Genomic DNA, 14,959 nt, shown 5'->3' with positions numbered 1-14,959 from the left:
TTAGATAAAGATGCTTCAGTAGCAATATTTCCATAATTATATATAACAAAATCGCCGATGAATGGTCGGCGTTTTAATGAAATTAGTAGAAAAAGAAATTAAGGTTAAAAAAGCGATTCTTCCAATGGAAAGTATTTTGCCACATAGCCAACAAGTTTCCTTCTGAATGACATATAAATTGTTTCTGTTTTAAATAAGTTAAAGTTGCTCACTTACAAAAAGATTAATCCCTTTTACTTTTCAGCAGCTTGCGTAATTCGGCTAGCTCATCGCGGTATTTGGCGGCTTGCAGAAAGTCGAGTTCTTTGGCGGCGGCTTCCATTTGCTTTTCCGTTTTCTTAATGAGCTTTTCGAGTTCTTCGCGCTTCATGTATTGCACCACTGGTTCGGCCGCAATAGATACCTCGGCTGGACCAGCGTATACTTTCGGAATAGGCCGGGAATCGGCCACGGTGGTTTGTTCAAATATTTCTTCTTTTGATTTCCGTACCGTGGTAGGTGTAATGCCATGGGCTTCGTTGTAAGCCATTTGCACGGCTCTCCGCCGGTTAGTTTCGTCTATCGTGCGCTGCATGGAACCCGTCATACGGTCGGCGTACATAATTACTTTGCCTTGGCTATTCCGGGCGGCCCGGCCGGTAGTTTGAATCAGCGAGCGTTGATCGCGCAGGAAGCCTTCTTTGTCGGCATCCAGCACGGCTACTAATGATACTTCCGGCAAATCCAGACCTTCACGGAGCAAGTTTACCCCAATTAATACATCTATATGTCCCAAGCGCAATTCCCGCAAAATCTCTACCCTATCCAAAGATTTTATTTCGGAATGGATGTATTTTACTTTAATATTTAGTTTCTCCATGTACTTAGAAAGCTCCTCGGCCATGCGTTTGGTGAGGGTAGTAACCAGTATACGATCACCCATTTTAATACGCTCGTCTATCTCGTCGAGTAAATCATCTACCTGGTTCACGCTAGGTCTTACTTCAATTTCGGGATCTAACAGACCAGTTGGCCGGATAATTTGCTCTACGATAACGCCCCCGGATTTTTGCAGTTCATAATCGCCGGGCGTGGCGCTCACATATATAGTCTGGCCTATCATTGACTCAAACTCGTTAAATGTAAGCGGGCGGTTATCCATCGCCGAAGGTAACCGGAACCCCCATTCAACCAAGGCGGTTTTACGGGAACGGTCGCCGCCCCACATGGCTCGCACCTGGGGGGTAGTAACGTGACTCTCATCGATTACCATCAGGTAATCGTTCGGAAAATAATCTAATAAACAGAACGGACGTGCCCCCGGTGTGCGTCGATCGAAATAACGGGAATAGTTCTCGATACCCGAACAATACCCTAGCTCCCGGATCATTTCCAAGTCAAACTCAGTACGTTCTTTAATTCGTTTGGCTTCTTCGTCGCGGCTTTCTTTTAAAAAATATTCGTGCTGCGCCACTAAATCGAACTGAATTTCGCGAATTGCCTGTTGCATTACGTCTTGCCCGGTCACGAATAAATTAGCCGGATACAAGGCTATTTGCTCTTCTTCGGCAATCATTTTACCAGAGGCTGGTTCGATGCGTCGGATAGACTCGATTTCATCCCCGAAAAAATAAATCCGGTAAGCATAATCGGCATAAGCCGGAAAAATATCCACAGTATCCCCTTTTACCCGGAAAGTGCCCCGGGTAAATTCCGCCTCGGTACGGCTATATAAAATCTGGACAAATTGGTACAGCAACTGGTTGCGGCTAAACTTGCGGCCCGGTTGAAGGTAAATTACGTTTTTTCCAAATTCTTCGGGATTACCAATACCGTAAATGCAGGATACAGAAGCTACTACAATTATATCGCGCCGCCCCGACAATAAAGACGAAGTGCAATGCAACCGCAGTTTTTCAATTTCTTCATTAATGGCTAAGTCTTTCTCGATAAAAGTATTAGAAGAAGCAATGTACGCCTCGGGCTGGTAGTAATCGTAATACGATATAAAATACTCAACGGCATTTTTAGGAAAAAACTGTTTAAACTCCCCGTAGAGCTGTGCCGCGAGCGTTTTATTGTGGCATAATACCAAGGTTGGCTTTTGCACCTCTTGAATAACATTGGCTACGGTAAAGGTTTTCCCGGTACCAGTTGCGCCTAACAATACCTGCGCCGGTTCACCGTTTCTTACGCCTTCCACTAATTGCGCAATAGCTTTGGGTTGATCGCCAGTAGGTTTAAATTCAGAAGTTAGTTTAAAATCCATGCAGAATTTTTAGATTTTGTTAATATAGTATAACAATATCCAGAGCCGCAGAGTTGCCCCGCCTCCAGAATAATTCCGACCTATAGCTCAATTTTATTTTGTTATAACCCCTTTAAAATTAGCTGCTTTAGTTAGGCTATACTTATTTCTTGTTGTTGCATCATCCTGAAATTTAATTTATATTGAGCCAACGACAATAGCAAAATTACTAAAAAGGAAAGGACTTAAATAAAGCTAAAGCCAAGGCAGAAGTAATTCAGTCTTTTCAAGTAAATAAAAGTCTTTTGCTTACCAAGCTCCCGAACATTATAATCTAAACTTAATCAAACCAACCAAATGAAAAAAAATTTACTTTACCTGTTATCCTTTTATTTACTCTCCGGCTGCACGTATTCTCTTTCTCCTTCTTCTTATGAATTAAGCAGTAATTTCCGACCTATTCTGGAAACCTTCACGGCTGGCAGAAGCGGAGTATCTCTGAGAAAAATTCCGAATACGTTTGCTCCGGTATTTAAAAGTATTCGTGTTGGCGATACCATTTTTGTATACGGCCGCTTAAATTACGACTGGTACGTAGTGCGCAGAAATGGAAAAAAATATTTCGCTCCCTTTAAAAATATATACCAGTTCCGGACCATAGTAACTAGCGCGAACACGCACCAACTTATCCCTGATTCATCTACGCTGCACCTTATTCATATTCCGCTCTTGGCGGAATGAGACATACAGGCTCTTCAAATTAGCGGAATTAAACAGATTAAGCTTTTTTTAGCATTCCTGGTGTAACCTCTCACCAGGAATGTAGCTCATTACGGTCGTTATTTAGCCGATGGTAAAAAATGAGAATGCCTCTGTTTATACGCTTGTTCTGGCATAATATTTATTATTACATATATTACTAATAATAAATACTTTGCGCTAAGACTAGTACTCAATTTTATCTTAATTCTGGTATTTATAGCAGTTCTCCGGAAGCAGGAGGCTTGTCAGTTACTCTTTGTTTAATTTAAACTTACGCAACCATTTTAAGATGAATCAACCTTACTTTTTCTGTAATAAACGCGAGCAAAAGGCTGCCCTCATTCGAGCGCAAGGCAAGTTTCTGGCCGATCGCCTCAATGGAGAACACTTTGTTTATCTTTTTAGTGTAGATTCTTTCTTTGCCGAAATCTGGTATCGTCGGGACAACTACGAAGTTGATTTGGTACTAAGTTTCAAAAGTCTCGCTCTCCTGGAACCTTATCTGGAAGAAGTAAACATCGCACCATTACTTGGTTTGTAATATGAAAGATTGGTATTGGACGGTAGCACTAATTATGTTAACTTGGGTAGTAGGGTTAGGTATTCAATGGCTAAGAGCGTATAGGCCAGCCAAACCAAGTAAACGACCTTACAAAAGGAACCAAGACAATAAAATTGCCTAGTTCAGAAAATCTAGGCGGATGTTTCCAGAAAGTGGGCAATTACTTTATAATTCTTACTGGTCAACAGCATTCTGAGTTTAATAATACCTTTCATATTCCTGCGATTTCAACAATCAGGATTATCCAACTAACTCTATCTTTTATACTATTGTAGATAGAGTAATAAATCTTATCCATTTAGTATAATATAAGAAAAGAGACCCAAGTATCCAAATAGTAGATACTAGACTTTTTAGGAACTATCATCTTAATTATCAACTCCTTATCGCAACAGTCTCGATATCAGACAGATTTATTTAATTAATTTTGTTTAATTACTTAATTGTAAATAAAGCAACAAATTTAATTGCAGAATACTAGCGGGTTAGGTGCAAAGTTCTCTCTATTATGTAGCCAGCTAAAAAATTTAAGAGGTAGCGCGTAAATTGGCTTTTTATTTGCCTTATACATGTTTATCAAGTTAAATTTTTTATTAGAATAATAATACATTTTTGAATGAAGCAATTTTTCCTCTTTTTTACTTTCCTGCTGTACATTGCTTTTGCTTCAGCTCATGCGAGTACCCCGGCAAAAGACCGGTATTTACCCAAACTTGCCGCTATAAAGCAGCAAACCCCTTCCATCTATGTTTGCGAAGGCATTAGTTCCTATGTGTATTACTATTCCGAAAATTGTGCAGGATTAAACTCGTGCCCGCACGCGATCTCGGCCGGAAGTAAGACAGACACAGAGAATAGTTATAGTCATCGGCCTGATAAAAAGTAGCATTAAGATGATTATTTTCCCCCTGATTCCTTTAGTCGTTTTGGCATTGCTGGTCATTTTTCTGGTGGTAAGGCAAGTAATAAGCGAATGGCGAACCGTGCAAGCTACTTTCCACCAAGCAGAAAGCCTAACTCAGGAGCTTCGACAATTCACTCAAAATACCACCTCGGAACTCGAACAACTTCATTGCGCTCTGGATCAATTTTCCTACTGGATAAAATTATCTTAGCTAAAAACTTATTCCAGCAGATTTTTGTGATTTTACTTTAAAAGAGAAATTATAAAGAACTGCTGGAATTTCTACTGAACAAGCTACTCTCAACCACTTTAAGGAAAAATCGCTGCAGGAATATTCCTTCTTATATAATTCTTCGGAAAAACTTCGACGATGCAGCCTCTACCCAGCCATGAGACAGTTTAGTTTCATAGGTATAAGGTTCTATTTATAACGCAAACTATTTTCTTGTATCGGCCGTGTCTTCTGGAAGTCATCCTGTTTTATCTGCTTTTTAATGTTATCCTTTCACCTAAAAGCAACTTTCTTCTTGTTTTGACTAAATACCAAAGCTTTAGATTTCTGTAACTATACTCCCATAAAAAGTCACAGTTACATGAGTACTGGTCAGCAAAGGTCTACATACACGGCCGTAAAATTGGTTTGTAAATATTATTGTATTTTAATAGGGAACACAAATACAAGCATGGGCCAGTGTATAGGTTTTTGTACGCGTTCTGTAACATTTTTAGCTACAAACTTTATGCAAACGGATTTAAAACAATCTATTCGGATGGAGTAGAGCTAGGAAGAAAAAATAAAAAAACCCAATCCAAAAGGATGGGCTTAGTAAAATTGTAGTATAGTGTAAGATATTTTTAAACAGCCCGCAAGAAGGCAGGCAGTTAATATTTTATTTCAATTTCGCGAACTACCCGTGGGTACGACGATTGGCAACTAAACTCCGTATCTTTAAAGCTGGCAAACAAAATACTTTTATTCTCCTGCTGGTCTGTTGCTTTCAGGTTATTAATGACCAATACATTTTTAAATTGTCCCCGGTTTACTCCGTTACTATCAAATACTTGCTGGGTTTTACCAATTAAATGGTTGCTGGTAATTTCTACGTAATACGCTCGCCTACCACAACCACCCCGGCAAATTACCTGCCCGGTTATTAGCTCAGTAGGTTTAGGTTCGTTTGTAGTACAGGCAAATAAAAGACAAGTAACTCCAAACCAAAGTGTTACTTTGCTCATTAACGTGTTTATTTTTCTAATTTCCCCTGTTGTTGCAAAGTAGCCAGCAATTCGGCATTATTTCTAAAATCGTTGATTGGCCGGCTGGAGGTTCCATAATCATAACGTACCCAAATCATGTTGTTGGTGTAAGAAATAGGGTCCATAACAATAACGTCCAAACAGGCTAAGCTTAAATAACCTGGCATTAAAAATCCGGAGTACACTACCTGACCATCCACTTTTAAATAAAAAGGGGTTTGTGTTTTTATTTTCTTTAACCGGTTAATAGCCGCCGCGGTTAAAGTAAAATAATGGTCGGCAACGTGATAGGAAAGAATTTCATCGTTAGATATAATTTTCTCTTTTTCCTGAGCAGTATTTAAATTTAATTTACATCCAAGTCCCGTCACGCTTTGATCTTCGAGAGTGTAAAAGGAAATGTCGTGCTGTACTACGTTAGTATCGTTTTCTCTTTCGCAAGAAAAACTAATCAATGCCCAAATTACCAGCCATAAGAAACGTCGTTGCTTCATATTGAACAAGACAGCTTAAATTTCTACTGTAAACTAAATAATACAGAAAATATCAACAAGAAACTAATGACTAGCCAACCTACGGTAGGCACGTAAAAGTCAAATAATTCAGAAAAATAGTTGTTTGGTTCAGATGGCAGTTGCATAGTATGATATTGATTTAGATCCACATCTACCAACAGCAAGTTAGAACTAAATTACCATAAGTAGATTTAAATATTTTATTATACTAATATACTAATTAACTACATCAGTGGTTTTGTTTAACCAATATTTATTTTAATTTTTTTTACCGATTACATAACTGGAACTAATGCCAAAGCCCACATAAAAAGGTTTATTCTGATTTACATCAGGTAATTGACCGGGGCTTAAAGTTAAAGCCGAAAAGCTACGGGCTACATCTAAGCTTCCTTGTATTTGCCAGGCCTCTGTAACCCTTAAACCTCGGCCTACTGACCCAAGGGCAGTAAGATACCATTTACGGAAAGGTGAAGGCTGGCCAATGCCGTACTCGGCGGCCGGCACTTTAGGTGAATCGGATAAAACGCTGGTTTGTAGTAATACATTTATAGCGCCCCCGGCTTGCACAAAGTTAAACCACTTCCCTCGCCCCTGCTGATACCGCAGTTTTACTGGTAAACCCATTTGGCGATAGCGATAATACATGGTAAAAGGGGCTACCTTTTCTACCGTAACATTGGCGTTGGTCAGATAATTATCCGTTAACCTGGCTAAAAATATAGTTACCGGAATGGTTACATTTTGCGCTATTGGGCTACCAATATTGTTAAAATTAGAATTTCCCGTATTTACTCCCGGAATATTATTTAAAGTTACCGGCCGCTTATAAATAATGTAAGAAGTGGTAGTCTGGGCTTTGTTCTCGGCAAAGCTCAAGCCGGTTTCTATACTCCATTTATCGTTCAAGCGGTAAGTGGCGGCTACTACCGCCCGATACGAGAAAGCTGACCGGGTATTTTGGTTAAACTCTTCGCTGGCAGCTTCTATCGTATTCCCTCCCTGGTTCTTACTGACGATCGCATTGGCATAACTACCCAATGGGCTCAGGGAAAATGAATTACTACCAGCATCTGCAAATTTAATATTCTGTTCGAAATACTGCGAACCCGTACCCCCACCTAGTTCCCAACGCGCTATATTAGCGGTTTTTTTGGCCTCATTGGAGTTTGCCGCCAGCATAAATGCTGCACTATCTTTTTTAAATAGGGATGGTTTTTCGGTAACCGCCAGTCGCACCGAATCAGTTTGAATACTTAGTGACGGAGTCGGCTTAGCTCCACTCCTAGCCAGGGTACTTCGCAAAGAACCCGTACTCAGGTCAGAATTTTTATTATTAACATTACTTTTTTGGTCAGTTAAACTAAATTGGTTATTAGTTAAGCCAGGTTCGCGAGCCAAGCTGGGCATATTATTTATTGGGGGTCCTGATTTTCCACTTAGTTTGGTTCTGCTTCGCGTTATAGTTGCTAATTCTGCTTTTTTTGAAAGCCCATTTGCTGAAATTAAGGGAGCTTCGGTTGCTGTAATGCTAGCCGTTTGATCAGATAAATGTACTTTAGGGGCAACTAGTGGTTCGTTCGCGGGAGTTACTTTATTTGTTTGTGTTTCTACCGCTGGGGAGGTTGCTTTATTATTTTCCACCGCCAGGGTAGCGCCAGTAGCCTTCAAATGGTGACTAGTTTGGGTATCATACCAGAAGTAACCTACTGCCAGTATCAGCAAAGTAATACTCGCGGCAGCCACACTACGGTACCAAACCAAGCGCCGTTTGTAATAACCGGCCTGTTTCACTTCCAAATCTTGCTCAATCCGGTGCCAGATACTAGCCCGTGGATTTACCTCCGCCGATTCAAAACCATCCCGAAAAACCTCTTCCAGCTTTCGGGGCCGGCGCGAGTTATCTGATGATTCTTTCATTGTATTTTTTTTCTTTTGTTTCAATCATTTCTTTTAAAATTGCCCGGGCCCGCGAATATTGAGATTTAGAAGTACCTTCCGAAATATCTAATTGGGCGGCAATTTCTTTATGAGAATAACCCTCTATGGCGTAGAGGTTAAAAACCAACTGGTAACGCGGGGCTAATTGATGCACCATATCCAGCAATTCTTCGAAGGCATAATTCGAAAATATAAATTCTTCTTCCGGGTGTTTTTCTACTTGTTCTACTTCCGCTACCGAGCTCACGTGCATTTTTTGACGATGCTGTTTTAAGGCAGTATTCACCATAATTCTCCGAATCCAAAACTCTATCGGGCAATCACGTTTAAAATTTTGAATATTCCCGAATACTTTTACAAATCCTTCCTGCAGCACATCTTCGGCTTCGAAACTAGTTTTAGCATACCGCAAGCACACCGCCATCATTCGGGCGGCGTATTTGTTGTATAACCGCCGCTGCATATCCCGTTTGCCGGCAATACACCCTGCGATCAATTCATCATCTTCCGATAAATGGCGCGTAAAAAGTTTCAAATTAAATAGGATCCTAAAGGCTGCAACAATGTCATGACCCCGGGCGGCTGTAATTGGTTGCACGGGCAGAAATATTTTTATAAATAGTTAAATATTATCTCGAAAAAAGGATGATAAAAAATACTGCTTGATTTTACTTTCAATAATAGCTACTGACCAGAAGTTTTGAATTTAACTTCATAAAAAGCATTGCTTTCCGGGCAATCATTTTATGTTACTCTTCTCCTAAAGCTAAGCTTAAACAGGAAAATTGATTAATACTTAATGCGCTAGAATTAGCCGAATTTATTTTAACTTAACTATTCCAAATTTGCCAGGCAACCTCTGCTTGCAAGCAAAGCATTTCGTAACCGTTCTTGGTTTTAGTGCCCGCTTCTCGGCCTTTTCTCAGAAATACCGTTTCGGCCGGATTGTAAACCAAATCGTATAGATAATGATCAGAGGAAAGAGCTTCGTATAAAATCGGCGGATAGGTAGCTACATTAGGATACGTGCCCAAGGGAGTGGTATTTATAATAAGAGAAAAGTCTTTGAGCAAGCTTGTCGTTAGCTGCTCGTAACTTAGCTGCTCTTTTGTGGGATTACGGGAAACCAGTTTGTACGCAATGCCTAAGTAATCAAGTGCGGCTATTACCGCTTTAGCTGCCCCACCATTGCCTAGCACTAAAGCTTGTGCTTGCGCATAATCCGGGCAAAAGTTCTGCAGCGACTGCAAAAAGCCCTGGTAATCCGAATTAAAGCCTTTTAATTTTCCGTTGGCAAATTTAATCACATTAACTGCTCCAATCTGGGCAGCCACCGGTTCCAAGTCATCTAAAAAAGGAATAATTACCTGCTTATACGGAATGGTAACGTTAAGCCCGCATAGCTGGGGCTGGTTGCGGATAAGCGCTGGGAATTGCTGAATATCCGTTAACTCAAACAAGTTGTAGCGGCTATCCTGAATATTTTCGGACTGAAACTTTTCGGTAAAATATTTTTGTGAAAAAGAATGGCTTAAGGGAAAGCCGATAAGTCCGTATTCTTTCATGGATTATAATGCTACCTTGAGCCCGTTAAAAATTACTAGTTATCTTTTCTGTTTTTCTCTTAAGCAACCTTTTGAGAAGCAAATTTCTGTTTCAGAAATCCGTATACTGGTGGGATAATGGAAACTGCTATAATGGCAAAAACTACTAAAGTAAAATTCTTTTTAACGGCCGGAATATTTCCGAATAAATAACCAGCCAGCAAGAAGCCAGCCACCCATAAAAATCCACCCACAATATTGTACGCCATAAAACGTGTGTACTTCATAGTACCCACTCCGGCTATAAAAGGCGCAAAAGTGCGAATAATTGGAATAAACCGGGCAATAATAATAGTTTTGGCACCGTGTTTTTCGTAAAAGTTTTGCGTTTTAAGCAAATGCTCTCGTTTTAGTAATTTATAATCGCGCCGGAATACTTTTGGTCCCAGGTAATCACCGATATGAAAATTTAGCATGTCGCCCAGAAAAGCAGCAATAAAAAGCAAAACTATTAAATAAAATATATTGAATGGTCCGGCTATTGACTCACCATTAGCTAAAATTTGAGGGGCAGCAAAAGCTCCCGCAGCAAATAAGAGAGAATCACCGGGCAAAAAAGGCATTACTACCAAACCGGTTTCCACAAATATGATCAGAAACAAAATAAGATACGCCCAAACCCCGTAATCCCGAATAATCTCCGATAAATGAACATCCAGATGTAAAAAGAAGTCAATAAAATTATGCAACAGTTCCATAAGTACAAAGTAAGGCAACGCGGATTAAAAACTATAACGAAGTAAGGAGAAAGTTTTGAGTTAGTTTATTTTGGATGATTGATGCAACTACCTGCACTTTAGTTTTGCTAAGCAAAATGTATAAATTAAGAGATAGTTGCGAGCAGACAGAATGAAAGTATATTTTTACTACTTGCCTGAAAATAGCCATTGAGATATGCTTTATGGCATACATTTCTTTTAGAAGAAGACCTAATCAAAAAGAGTTACCCATTAGGTAACTCTTTTTGATTAAAATTACTTTTTATTTTCTTCTAAGTTTAAGAAATCCATAAACGTATCGCCCCGAATTCCCAATCGTATGGTTTCTAAAGGGACAACTTCGTTGGGCGCAATATTGCCTAGGTTTACGTTGGCTCCCAATAATTTTATAAACCAAACCTGCTGCTCTTTTTGAGGAGCTTCCCAGATAATTTTCTCGAATGGAATTTTGGTCAAAATTTCTTCCACCAAACCACTACGCACTTCGCCCGTCGACCGGAATAAACCTACTGTACCTCCTTCACGCGCCTCCCCGATTACTTTCCAGGAACCCGCATCTAATTCGGCTTGCATCAGACTAATCCATTTATAAGGCGGAATAATTTTCTGATCATCTTTAGAGCCTACCTCCGATAAAACGGTAACCTGCTCCGATAAAAGCCGGATATATTCGCACTTTTGTTCGTGGTTTAATTCAATAGAACCATCCGATACTTCCGCAATTTCCATCTGAAAAGAATCGAGCAGCCGGCGATACTCATCGAACTGGTTGCGGATAATAAAAGCTTCGAAGAGCGTACCGCCAAAATAAACCGGTAAACCCGCCGACCGGTATACTTCCAGCTTGCGTTTTAAGTTAGGCACTACGTACGAAGTAGCCCAACCCAATTTTACCAGATCTACGTATTCGCTGGCTACTTCGATAAAATCTTCTACCTCCCGGATGCTCAGGCCTTTATCCATGGCCATGGTACAGCCTTTCTCGCGGGGTTTAGCATCCCTCTCGGGCAAATGACTAAGATGATAGTTCATTAAAGTTGAATGGTTGGATTTGTGGAATGGTTAGATTGCCTGAGCACTAAGTAGTAAAATTGTTTGTCTACCATAAAAGTACTGGATAAGCAAATATGCTCCTGCAAAACCGTTGTTAAATTCTTCTTAAAAAGAAACCATTCAGCCATCTAATCACGCAACAATTTAGCAATTCAATACTTCGACAATCTAATTTTTTATTTGCGATATTGATCAATTAACCTGGCCAGAGCGCGTTGCGATTCTAACTCAGGGAAGTACTCAAAAAGCAAATAGTGCTTATCGAAGTCCAAAATTAATGCATTTTCTAAATAATTATATGCTTCTTTATATTTTCCTGCCGAAAGTAGGTAGGCGCACAAGCGATAATGTAGTTCTGCGGCATCTGGCTGTAATTCCAGCGCATTATGTATGAGGTCGATAGCACCTTCAAAGTTCCCTTGATCGTATAAAATAATAGACCAGTTTAACCAAATGTCTTTATTAGCCGGCGATAAAATGCTGGCTTTCTCGTAACACTCCAAACTGGAAACAATATTGCCCACATTAAACTCAGCGGCCGCTAAAGCAATCCAATAATCGGCACTATCGGGGTACAAGGTGGCTGCTTTTCTAAAAAAATGTAAGGCTTCAAACCACTTATCCTGGGCATTTAAAATAATTCCTATGCCAAACCAAGCTTCGTCCATTTCTGGATTTAAGTCAATGGCTTTTTGATAATACCGGCGCGATAAGTCCCATTGGCGCAGCTTTTCGTAGCATTCTCCAATGTTGCACATGGTTTCGGCCGATTGCGGATTTAGGTTAGCCGCAGCCGTAAAGGCTTCAATGGCTTTCGCAAACTCGCCCAAACCTACATAGGTATTACCTAAATGCTCAAACGCTTCGGTAAACTCGGGTTTAATAATGGTCGCGTATTCAAAAGCGGCTAAGGCTTTATCGTATTCGGCGAGCTTGTATTGCAGCAAACCCATATTAAACCAGGCAGTGTGCGAATACGGATCCTTATCAATAAATTCCTGCAAAAAAGGCAGGCAACTTTCCAGACTACCAACAATATCCAGGCAATACAAAATTTCTTGTATGGCCATTTCATTGTCTGGATTTATTTCGAGGCACTTTTTATAATATTTAGCGGCGGCTTTAAATTTCCCCCAGGTTTGGTACGTTAAACCAATATTAAAAAACACATCGTCGCGGTCCGGATGAAGTTCAACTACCTGCTTAAAATAGTCGACTGCGGCTTGGTACTCCCCTTTCTGGGTATGAATAACTCCCCGGGTTACCAGCACATCCGCATTATCCGGATCTAAAAGAGCTACCTGATCAATCATGTCAATGGCTTCGGCAAAATTGCCCGACATGGCCAACAACTGCGATTTATCTATTAATAATTCCGTGGAAAACGGGTATTGATTTAAAGCGGCTTCACAAGCTTGCAAGGCTTTTTTATAATTAAAGCTGGTGGTATAATGATCAATAATAAATTCAAAATCAGACAAATCGAAGAACACGGTTTCGTTACGAGAAACCATGGCTTCAAATTTTTTTATTATACCCAACTCTTCGTTTCTTTCTTCAGAATTTTCGTTCATTTACTAGTATAGGTTTACCTGCATTAGAATGCATCTTATACGACAATTTACACACTTAATTAGTTTAAGAATAGTTAAGATATTATACGGGTAACCGGTATTTCAGCCTTAACTCCCGACAACTCCAATTTAAGGTTTCTTCTAAGGTTTTAAAGGAAAAAGGTAGTTGTTTTTTTAATTTTTCGCTGGTATATAAATAGTTTCTTTTTGTTATTCGCGCGGTATCTTTAGTAATTAGCGGCCGCTTTCCGGTAAAAAAAGAGCGTAAACTTTCCAGGCGCCATAGTATTTCCGTTAATGCGCTCGGCACTTTAACTCCGGGAGCTTTACGATTTAAGTAAAGAGCTATTTTAGTAAAGAAATCCTTATATAAAACCTGACCCGCATTCAGAATAAACCGCTCGCCGGTAACATCCGAAAAAGTTAAAGCCAGCATACTGCTCACGACATCCCGGACATCCACAAAATTAAGGTAGCCACCGGTATAAAAAGAGTTTTGATTAAATACGTATTTAAAAAGCTGGGTGCTGCTGCGGGTCCAGTCGGCGGGGCCAAGCACGACCGATGGGTTAACAATAATAGCTTTTAAACCTTCGGCTATACCCCGCCATACTTCCAGTTCCCCAAAATATTTAGAGCTGGCATATACTGAAACATCGGCCTGTGGGTCCCACTTAGCATTTTCGTCGAGGATAGTCGTATTTTTCTGTTGACCAATAGCAGCCACTGAACTCACATGGCATAATTTTACGTTTTGCCGGGCCAAACAAGTATTTACGATATTGGCCGTACCTTCCACGTTTATTTGCTTTAACAAACCAGCGTCCTGTGGGGCATACGATACCAAACCAGCACAATGGAAAACGTAATCGTTATCTGCGATCGCCTGCTGCAATACGCTTACATCCAGAATATCGCCTGTAATATACTTTAGATTTGGATGCTGAAGTTCTTCTGGGGTAAGTGCGGTACGGATTAGGGCTTTTACCTGGTGGCCTTCGGCTAATAGTTGCCTGAGCAGATAAGAACCAATCAAACCCTTACTACCCGTAACAAACACCATGTAAAAAATTAATTAGAATGAAATTATAAAGCTTGATTACGCAAAGGTAATTGCCTTAGCTTTTCAAAAGTGGATGAGCCCGCTAATTTTTGCAAAACGCGGATATGTTTTTCGCTGTGCGCATCGGTTCCTACAAAATCGATCATTTTATTTTGCAGCAGTTTTTCCGCCCTTCGTTTGGCCTCGGGTCCGTAATATCCCACCAACGAATTTAAATTTACTTGAAATAAAACATGGTTTTCGTGCCATTCTGCCAAGCTATTCCAGCGGTTGTATAAGTAGGAATAGCGCTCCGGATGGGCTAAGACGGGGGTGTAACCGTTGCTCTTTATTTTGAAAATTATATCCTGGAACCGCATAGGTTCGTTTATGAACGAAGTTTCGAAGAGCACATAATTATCGCCGAAAGTTAACAAAGGCTCCTTGTCGTCCAGCTTTTGCACAAACCACTCATCCAGGTAATACTCGGCCGCACATGCCAGTTCTATTGCAATTTCTTGTTGCTGTAGCGCCTGAATTAATTCGGCTAGCTTTGCCCTAATTCCATCCGGGGTATTTTTGTAGAAGTCGCCCATAATGTGGGGCGTTAGAATAAGTTTGCGGTAGCCTAGCTGTTTCATTTCCTGAACCATGGCTAAGGCCTGCGTCATGGAATCTGCTCCATCATCTAAGCTGGGCAGTACGTGCGCGTGCATATCAGCCCCCAGAAACTCTAAAAAATTAGTGGCTTTTGGTGGAGCATCGCTTTTAAATAAATTCTTAAAAAAAGAAGCCATAA

General features: G+C 40.3%; 15 protein-coding genes. 4 read left to right on the top strand and 11 right to left on the bottom strand.

Annotated features, from left to right (window positions below):
- Positions 1-223 precede the first annotated feature (223 nt).
- The gene (gene uvrB / locus AHMF7605_RS20155; protein WP_106931830.1) at positions 224-2,248 is read right to left on the bottom strand and encodes an excinuclease ABC subunit UvrB; all 2,025 of its coding nucleotides are present in this window, start codon (positions 2,246-2,248) and stop codon (positions 224-226) included.
- A 336-nt stretch (positions 2,249-2,584) separates the two neighbouring features.
- Between uvrB and AHMF7605_RS20150 the strand changes: the two genes are divergently transcribed.
- From AHMF7605_RS20150 to AHMF7605_RS20135, 4 genes are all read left to right on the top strand, one after another.
- Positions 2,585-2,968, top strand: a complete 384-nt coding sequence (locus AHMF7605_RS20150) for an SH3 domain-containing protein (protein WP_106931829.1) — start codon at positions 2,585-2,587, stop codon at positions 2,966-2,968.
- 310 nt (positions 2,969-3,278) lie between these two features.
- The gene (locus tag AHMF7605_RS20145; protein ID WP_106931828.1) at positions 3,279-3,530 is read left to right on the top strand and encodes a hypothetical protein; all 252 of its coding nucleotides are present in this window, start codon (positions 3,279-3,281) and stop codon (positions 3,528-3,530) included.
- Between the two features lie 637 nt (positions 3,531-4,167).
- Entirely contained in the window at positions 4,168-4,437 is a 270-nt protein-coding gene (locus AHMF7605_RS20140; protein ID WP_106931827.1) for a hypothetical protein, read from the top strand.
- A 7-nt stretch (positions 4,438-4,444) separates the two neighbouring features.
- Complete coding sequence (locus tag AHMF7605_RS20135) at positions 4,445-4,666, top strand: hypothetical protein (protein ID WP_106931826.1); 222 nt, start codon at positions 4,445-4,447, stop codon at positions 4,664-4,666.
- A 671-nt stretch (positions 4,667-5,337) separates the two neighbouring features.
- Here AHMF7605_RS20135 and AHMF7605_RS20130 read toward each other — a convergent pair.
- The 10 genes from AHMF7605_RS20130 to AHMF7605_RS20085 form a co-directional block, all read right to left on the bottom strand.
- Entirely contained in the window at positions 5,338-5,691 is a 354-nt protein-coding gene (locus tag AHMF7605_RS20130; protein WP_106931825.1) for a hypothetical protein, read from the bottom strand.
- Between the two features lie 8 nt (positions 5,692-5,699).
- Complete coding sequence (locus AHMF7605_RS20125; RefSeq protein ID WP_106931824.1) at positions 5,700-6,206, bottom strand: hypothetical protein; 507 nt, start codon at positions 6,204-6,206, stop codon at positions 5,700-5,702.
- 279 nt (positions 6,207-6,485) lie between these two features.
- Positions 6,486-8,147 carry a hypothetical protein gene (locus tag AHMF7605_RS20120; RefSeq protein WP_106931823.1) on the bottom strand — a complete coding sequence of 554 codons (1,662 nt, stop codon included), beginning with the start codon at positions 8,145-8,147 and terminating at the stop codon, positions 6,486-6,488.
- Complete coding sequence (locus AHMF7605_RS20115) at positions 8,128-8,703, bottom strand: RNA polymerase sigma factor (RefSeq protein WP_106933548.1); 576 nt, start codon at positions 8,701-8,703, stop codon at positions 8,128-8,130. The genes AHMF7605_RS20120 and AHMF7605_RS20115 overlap by 20 nt, the downstream gene beginning before the upstream one ends.
- A 295-nt stretch (positions 8,704-8,998) precedes the next feature.
- Positions 8,999-9,733 carry a shikimate dehydrogenase family protein gene (locus tag AHMF7605_RS20110; RefSeq protein WP_106931822.1) on the bottom strand — a complete coding sequence of 245 codons (735 nt, stop codon included), beginning with the start codon at positions 9,731-9,733 and terminating at the stop codon, positions 8,999-9,001.
- A gap of 59 nt (positions 9,734-9,792) precedes the next feature.
- Entirely contained in the window at positions 9,793-10,470 is a 678-nt protein-coding gene (locus AHMF7605_RS20105) for a DedA family protein (RefSeq protein WP_106931821.1), read from the bottom strand.
- A gap of 276 nt (positions 10,471-10,746) precedes the next feature.
- A complete protein-coding gene (locus AHMF7605_RS20100; protein ID WP_106931820.1) occupies positions 10,747-11,523 on the bottom strand; it encodes a phosphosulfolactate synthase in 777 nt (258 codons plus the stop codon).
- Positions 11,524-11,720: 197 nt separating this feature from the next.
- Positions 11,721-13,118 (bottom strand): tetratricopeptide repeat protein, encoded by a 1,398-nt coding sequence (locus tag AHMF7605_RS20095; RefSeq protein ID WP_106931819.1) that lies wholly within the window; start codon positions 13,116-13,118, stop codon positions 11,721-11,723.
- Between the two features lie 82 nt (positions 13,119-13,200).
- Positions 13,201-14,181, bottom strand: a complete 981-nt coding sequence (locus AHMF7605_RS20090) for an NAD-dependent epimerase/dehydratase family protein (protein ID WP_106931818.1) — start codon at positions 14,179-14,181, stop codon at positions 13,201-13,203.
- A 23-nt stretch (positions 14,182-14,204) separates the two neighbouring features.
- A complete protein-coding gene (locus AHMF7605_RS20085; protein WP_106931817.1) occupies positions 14,205-14,957 on the bottom strand; it encodes a tyrosine-protein phosphatase in 753 nt (250 codons plus the stop codon).
- Between the last annotated feature and the right edge of the window lie 2 nt (positions 14,958-14,959).

Source organism: Adhaeribacter arboris (assembly GCF_003023845.1).
GTDB classification, from domain to species: Bacteria; Bacteroidota; Bacteroidia; order Cytophagales; family Hymenobacteraceae; genus Adhaeribacter; species Adhaeribacter arboris.
The sequence above is the reverse complement of the archived record's forward strand: the minus strand, read 5'-3'. Positions and strand labels throughout refer to the sequence as shown.

Excerpts from the sequence above, each read along its gene's own strand:
- AHMF7605_RS20110 (WP_106931822.1), bottom strand. The coding sequence starts at position 9,733 with ATGAAAGAATACGGACTTATCGGCTTTCCCTTAAGCCATTCTTTTTCA.
- AHMF7605_RS20120 (WP_106931823.1), bottom strand. The coding sequence starts at position 8,147 with ATGAAAGAATCATCAGATAACTCGCGCCGGCCCCGAAAGCTGGAAGAG.
- AHMF7605_RS20145 (WP_106931828.1), top strand. The coding sequence starts at position 3,279 with ATGAATCAACCTTACTTTTTCTGTAATAAACGCGAGCAAAAGGCTGCC.
- AHMF7605_RS20100 (WP_106931820.1), bottom strand. The coding sequence starts at position 11,523 with ATGAACTATCATCTTAGTCATTTGCCCGAGAGGGATGCTAAACCCCGC.
- AHMF7605_RS20140 (WP_106931827.1), top strand. The coding sequence starts at position 4,168 with ATGAAGCAATTTTTCCTCTTTTTTACTTTCCTGCTGTACATTGCTTTT.
- AHMF7605_RS20090 (WP_106931818.1), bottom strand. The coding sequence starts at position 14,181 with ATGGTGTTTGTTACGGGTAGTAAGGGTTTGATTGGTTCTTATCTGCTC.
- AHMF7605_RS20085 (WP_106931817.1), bottom strand. The coding sequence starts at position 14,957 with ATGGCTTCTTTTTTTAAGAATTTATTTAAAAGCGATGCTCCACCAAAA.
- AHMF7605_RS20135 (WP_106931826.1), top strand. The coding sequence starts at position 4,445 with ATGATTATTTTCCCCCTGATTCCTTTAGTCGTTTTGGCATTGCTGGTC.
- uvrB (WP_106931830.1), bottom strand. The coding sequence starts at position 2,248 with ATGGATTTTAAACTAACTTCTGAATTTAAACCTACTGGCGATCAACCC.
- AHMF7605_RS20125 (WP_106931824.1), bottom strand. The coding sequence starts at position 6,206 with ATGAAGCAACGACGTTTCTTATGGCTGGTAATTTGGGCATTGATTAGT.
- AHMF7605_RS20130 (WP_106931825.1), bottom strand. The coding sequence starts at position 5,691 with ATGAGCAAAGTAACACTTTGGTTTGGAGTTACTTGTCTTTTATTTGCC.
- AHMF7605_RS20105 (WP_106931821.1), bottom strand. The coding sequence starts at position 10,470 with ATGGAACTGTTGCATAATTTTATTGACTTCTTTTTACATCTGGATGTT.
- AHMF7605_RS20150 (WP_106931829.1), top strand. The coding sequence starts at position 2,585 with ATGAAAAAAAATTTACTTTACCTGTTATCCTTTTATTTACTCTCCGGC.
- AHMF7605_RS20095 (WP_106931819.1), bottom strand. The coding sequence starts at position 13,118 with ATGAACGAAAATTCTGAAGAAAGAAACGAAGAGTTGGGTATAATAAAA.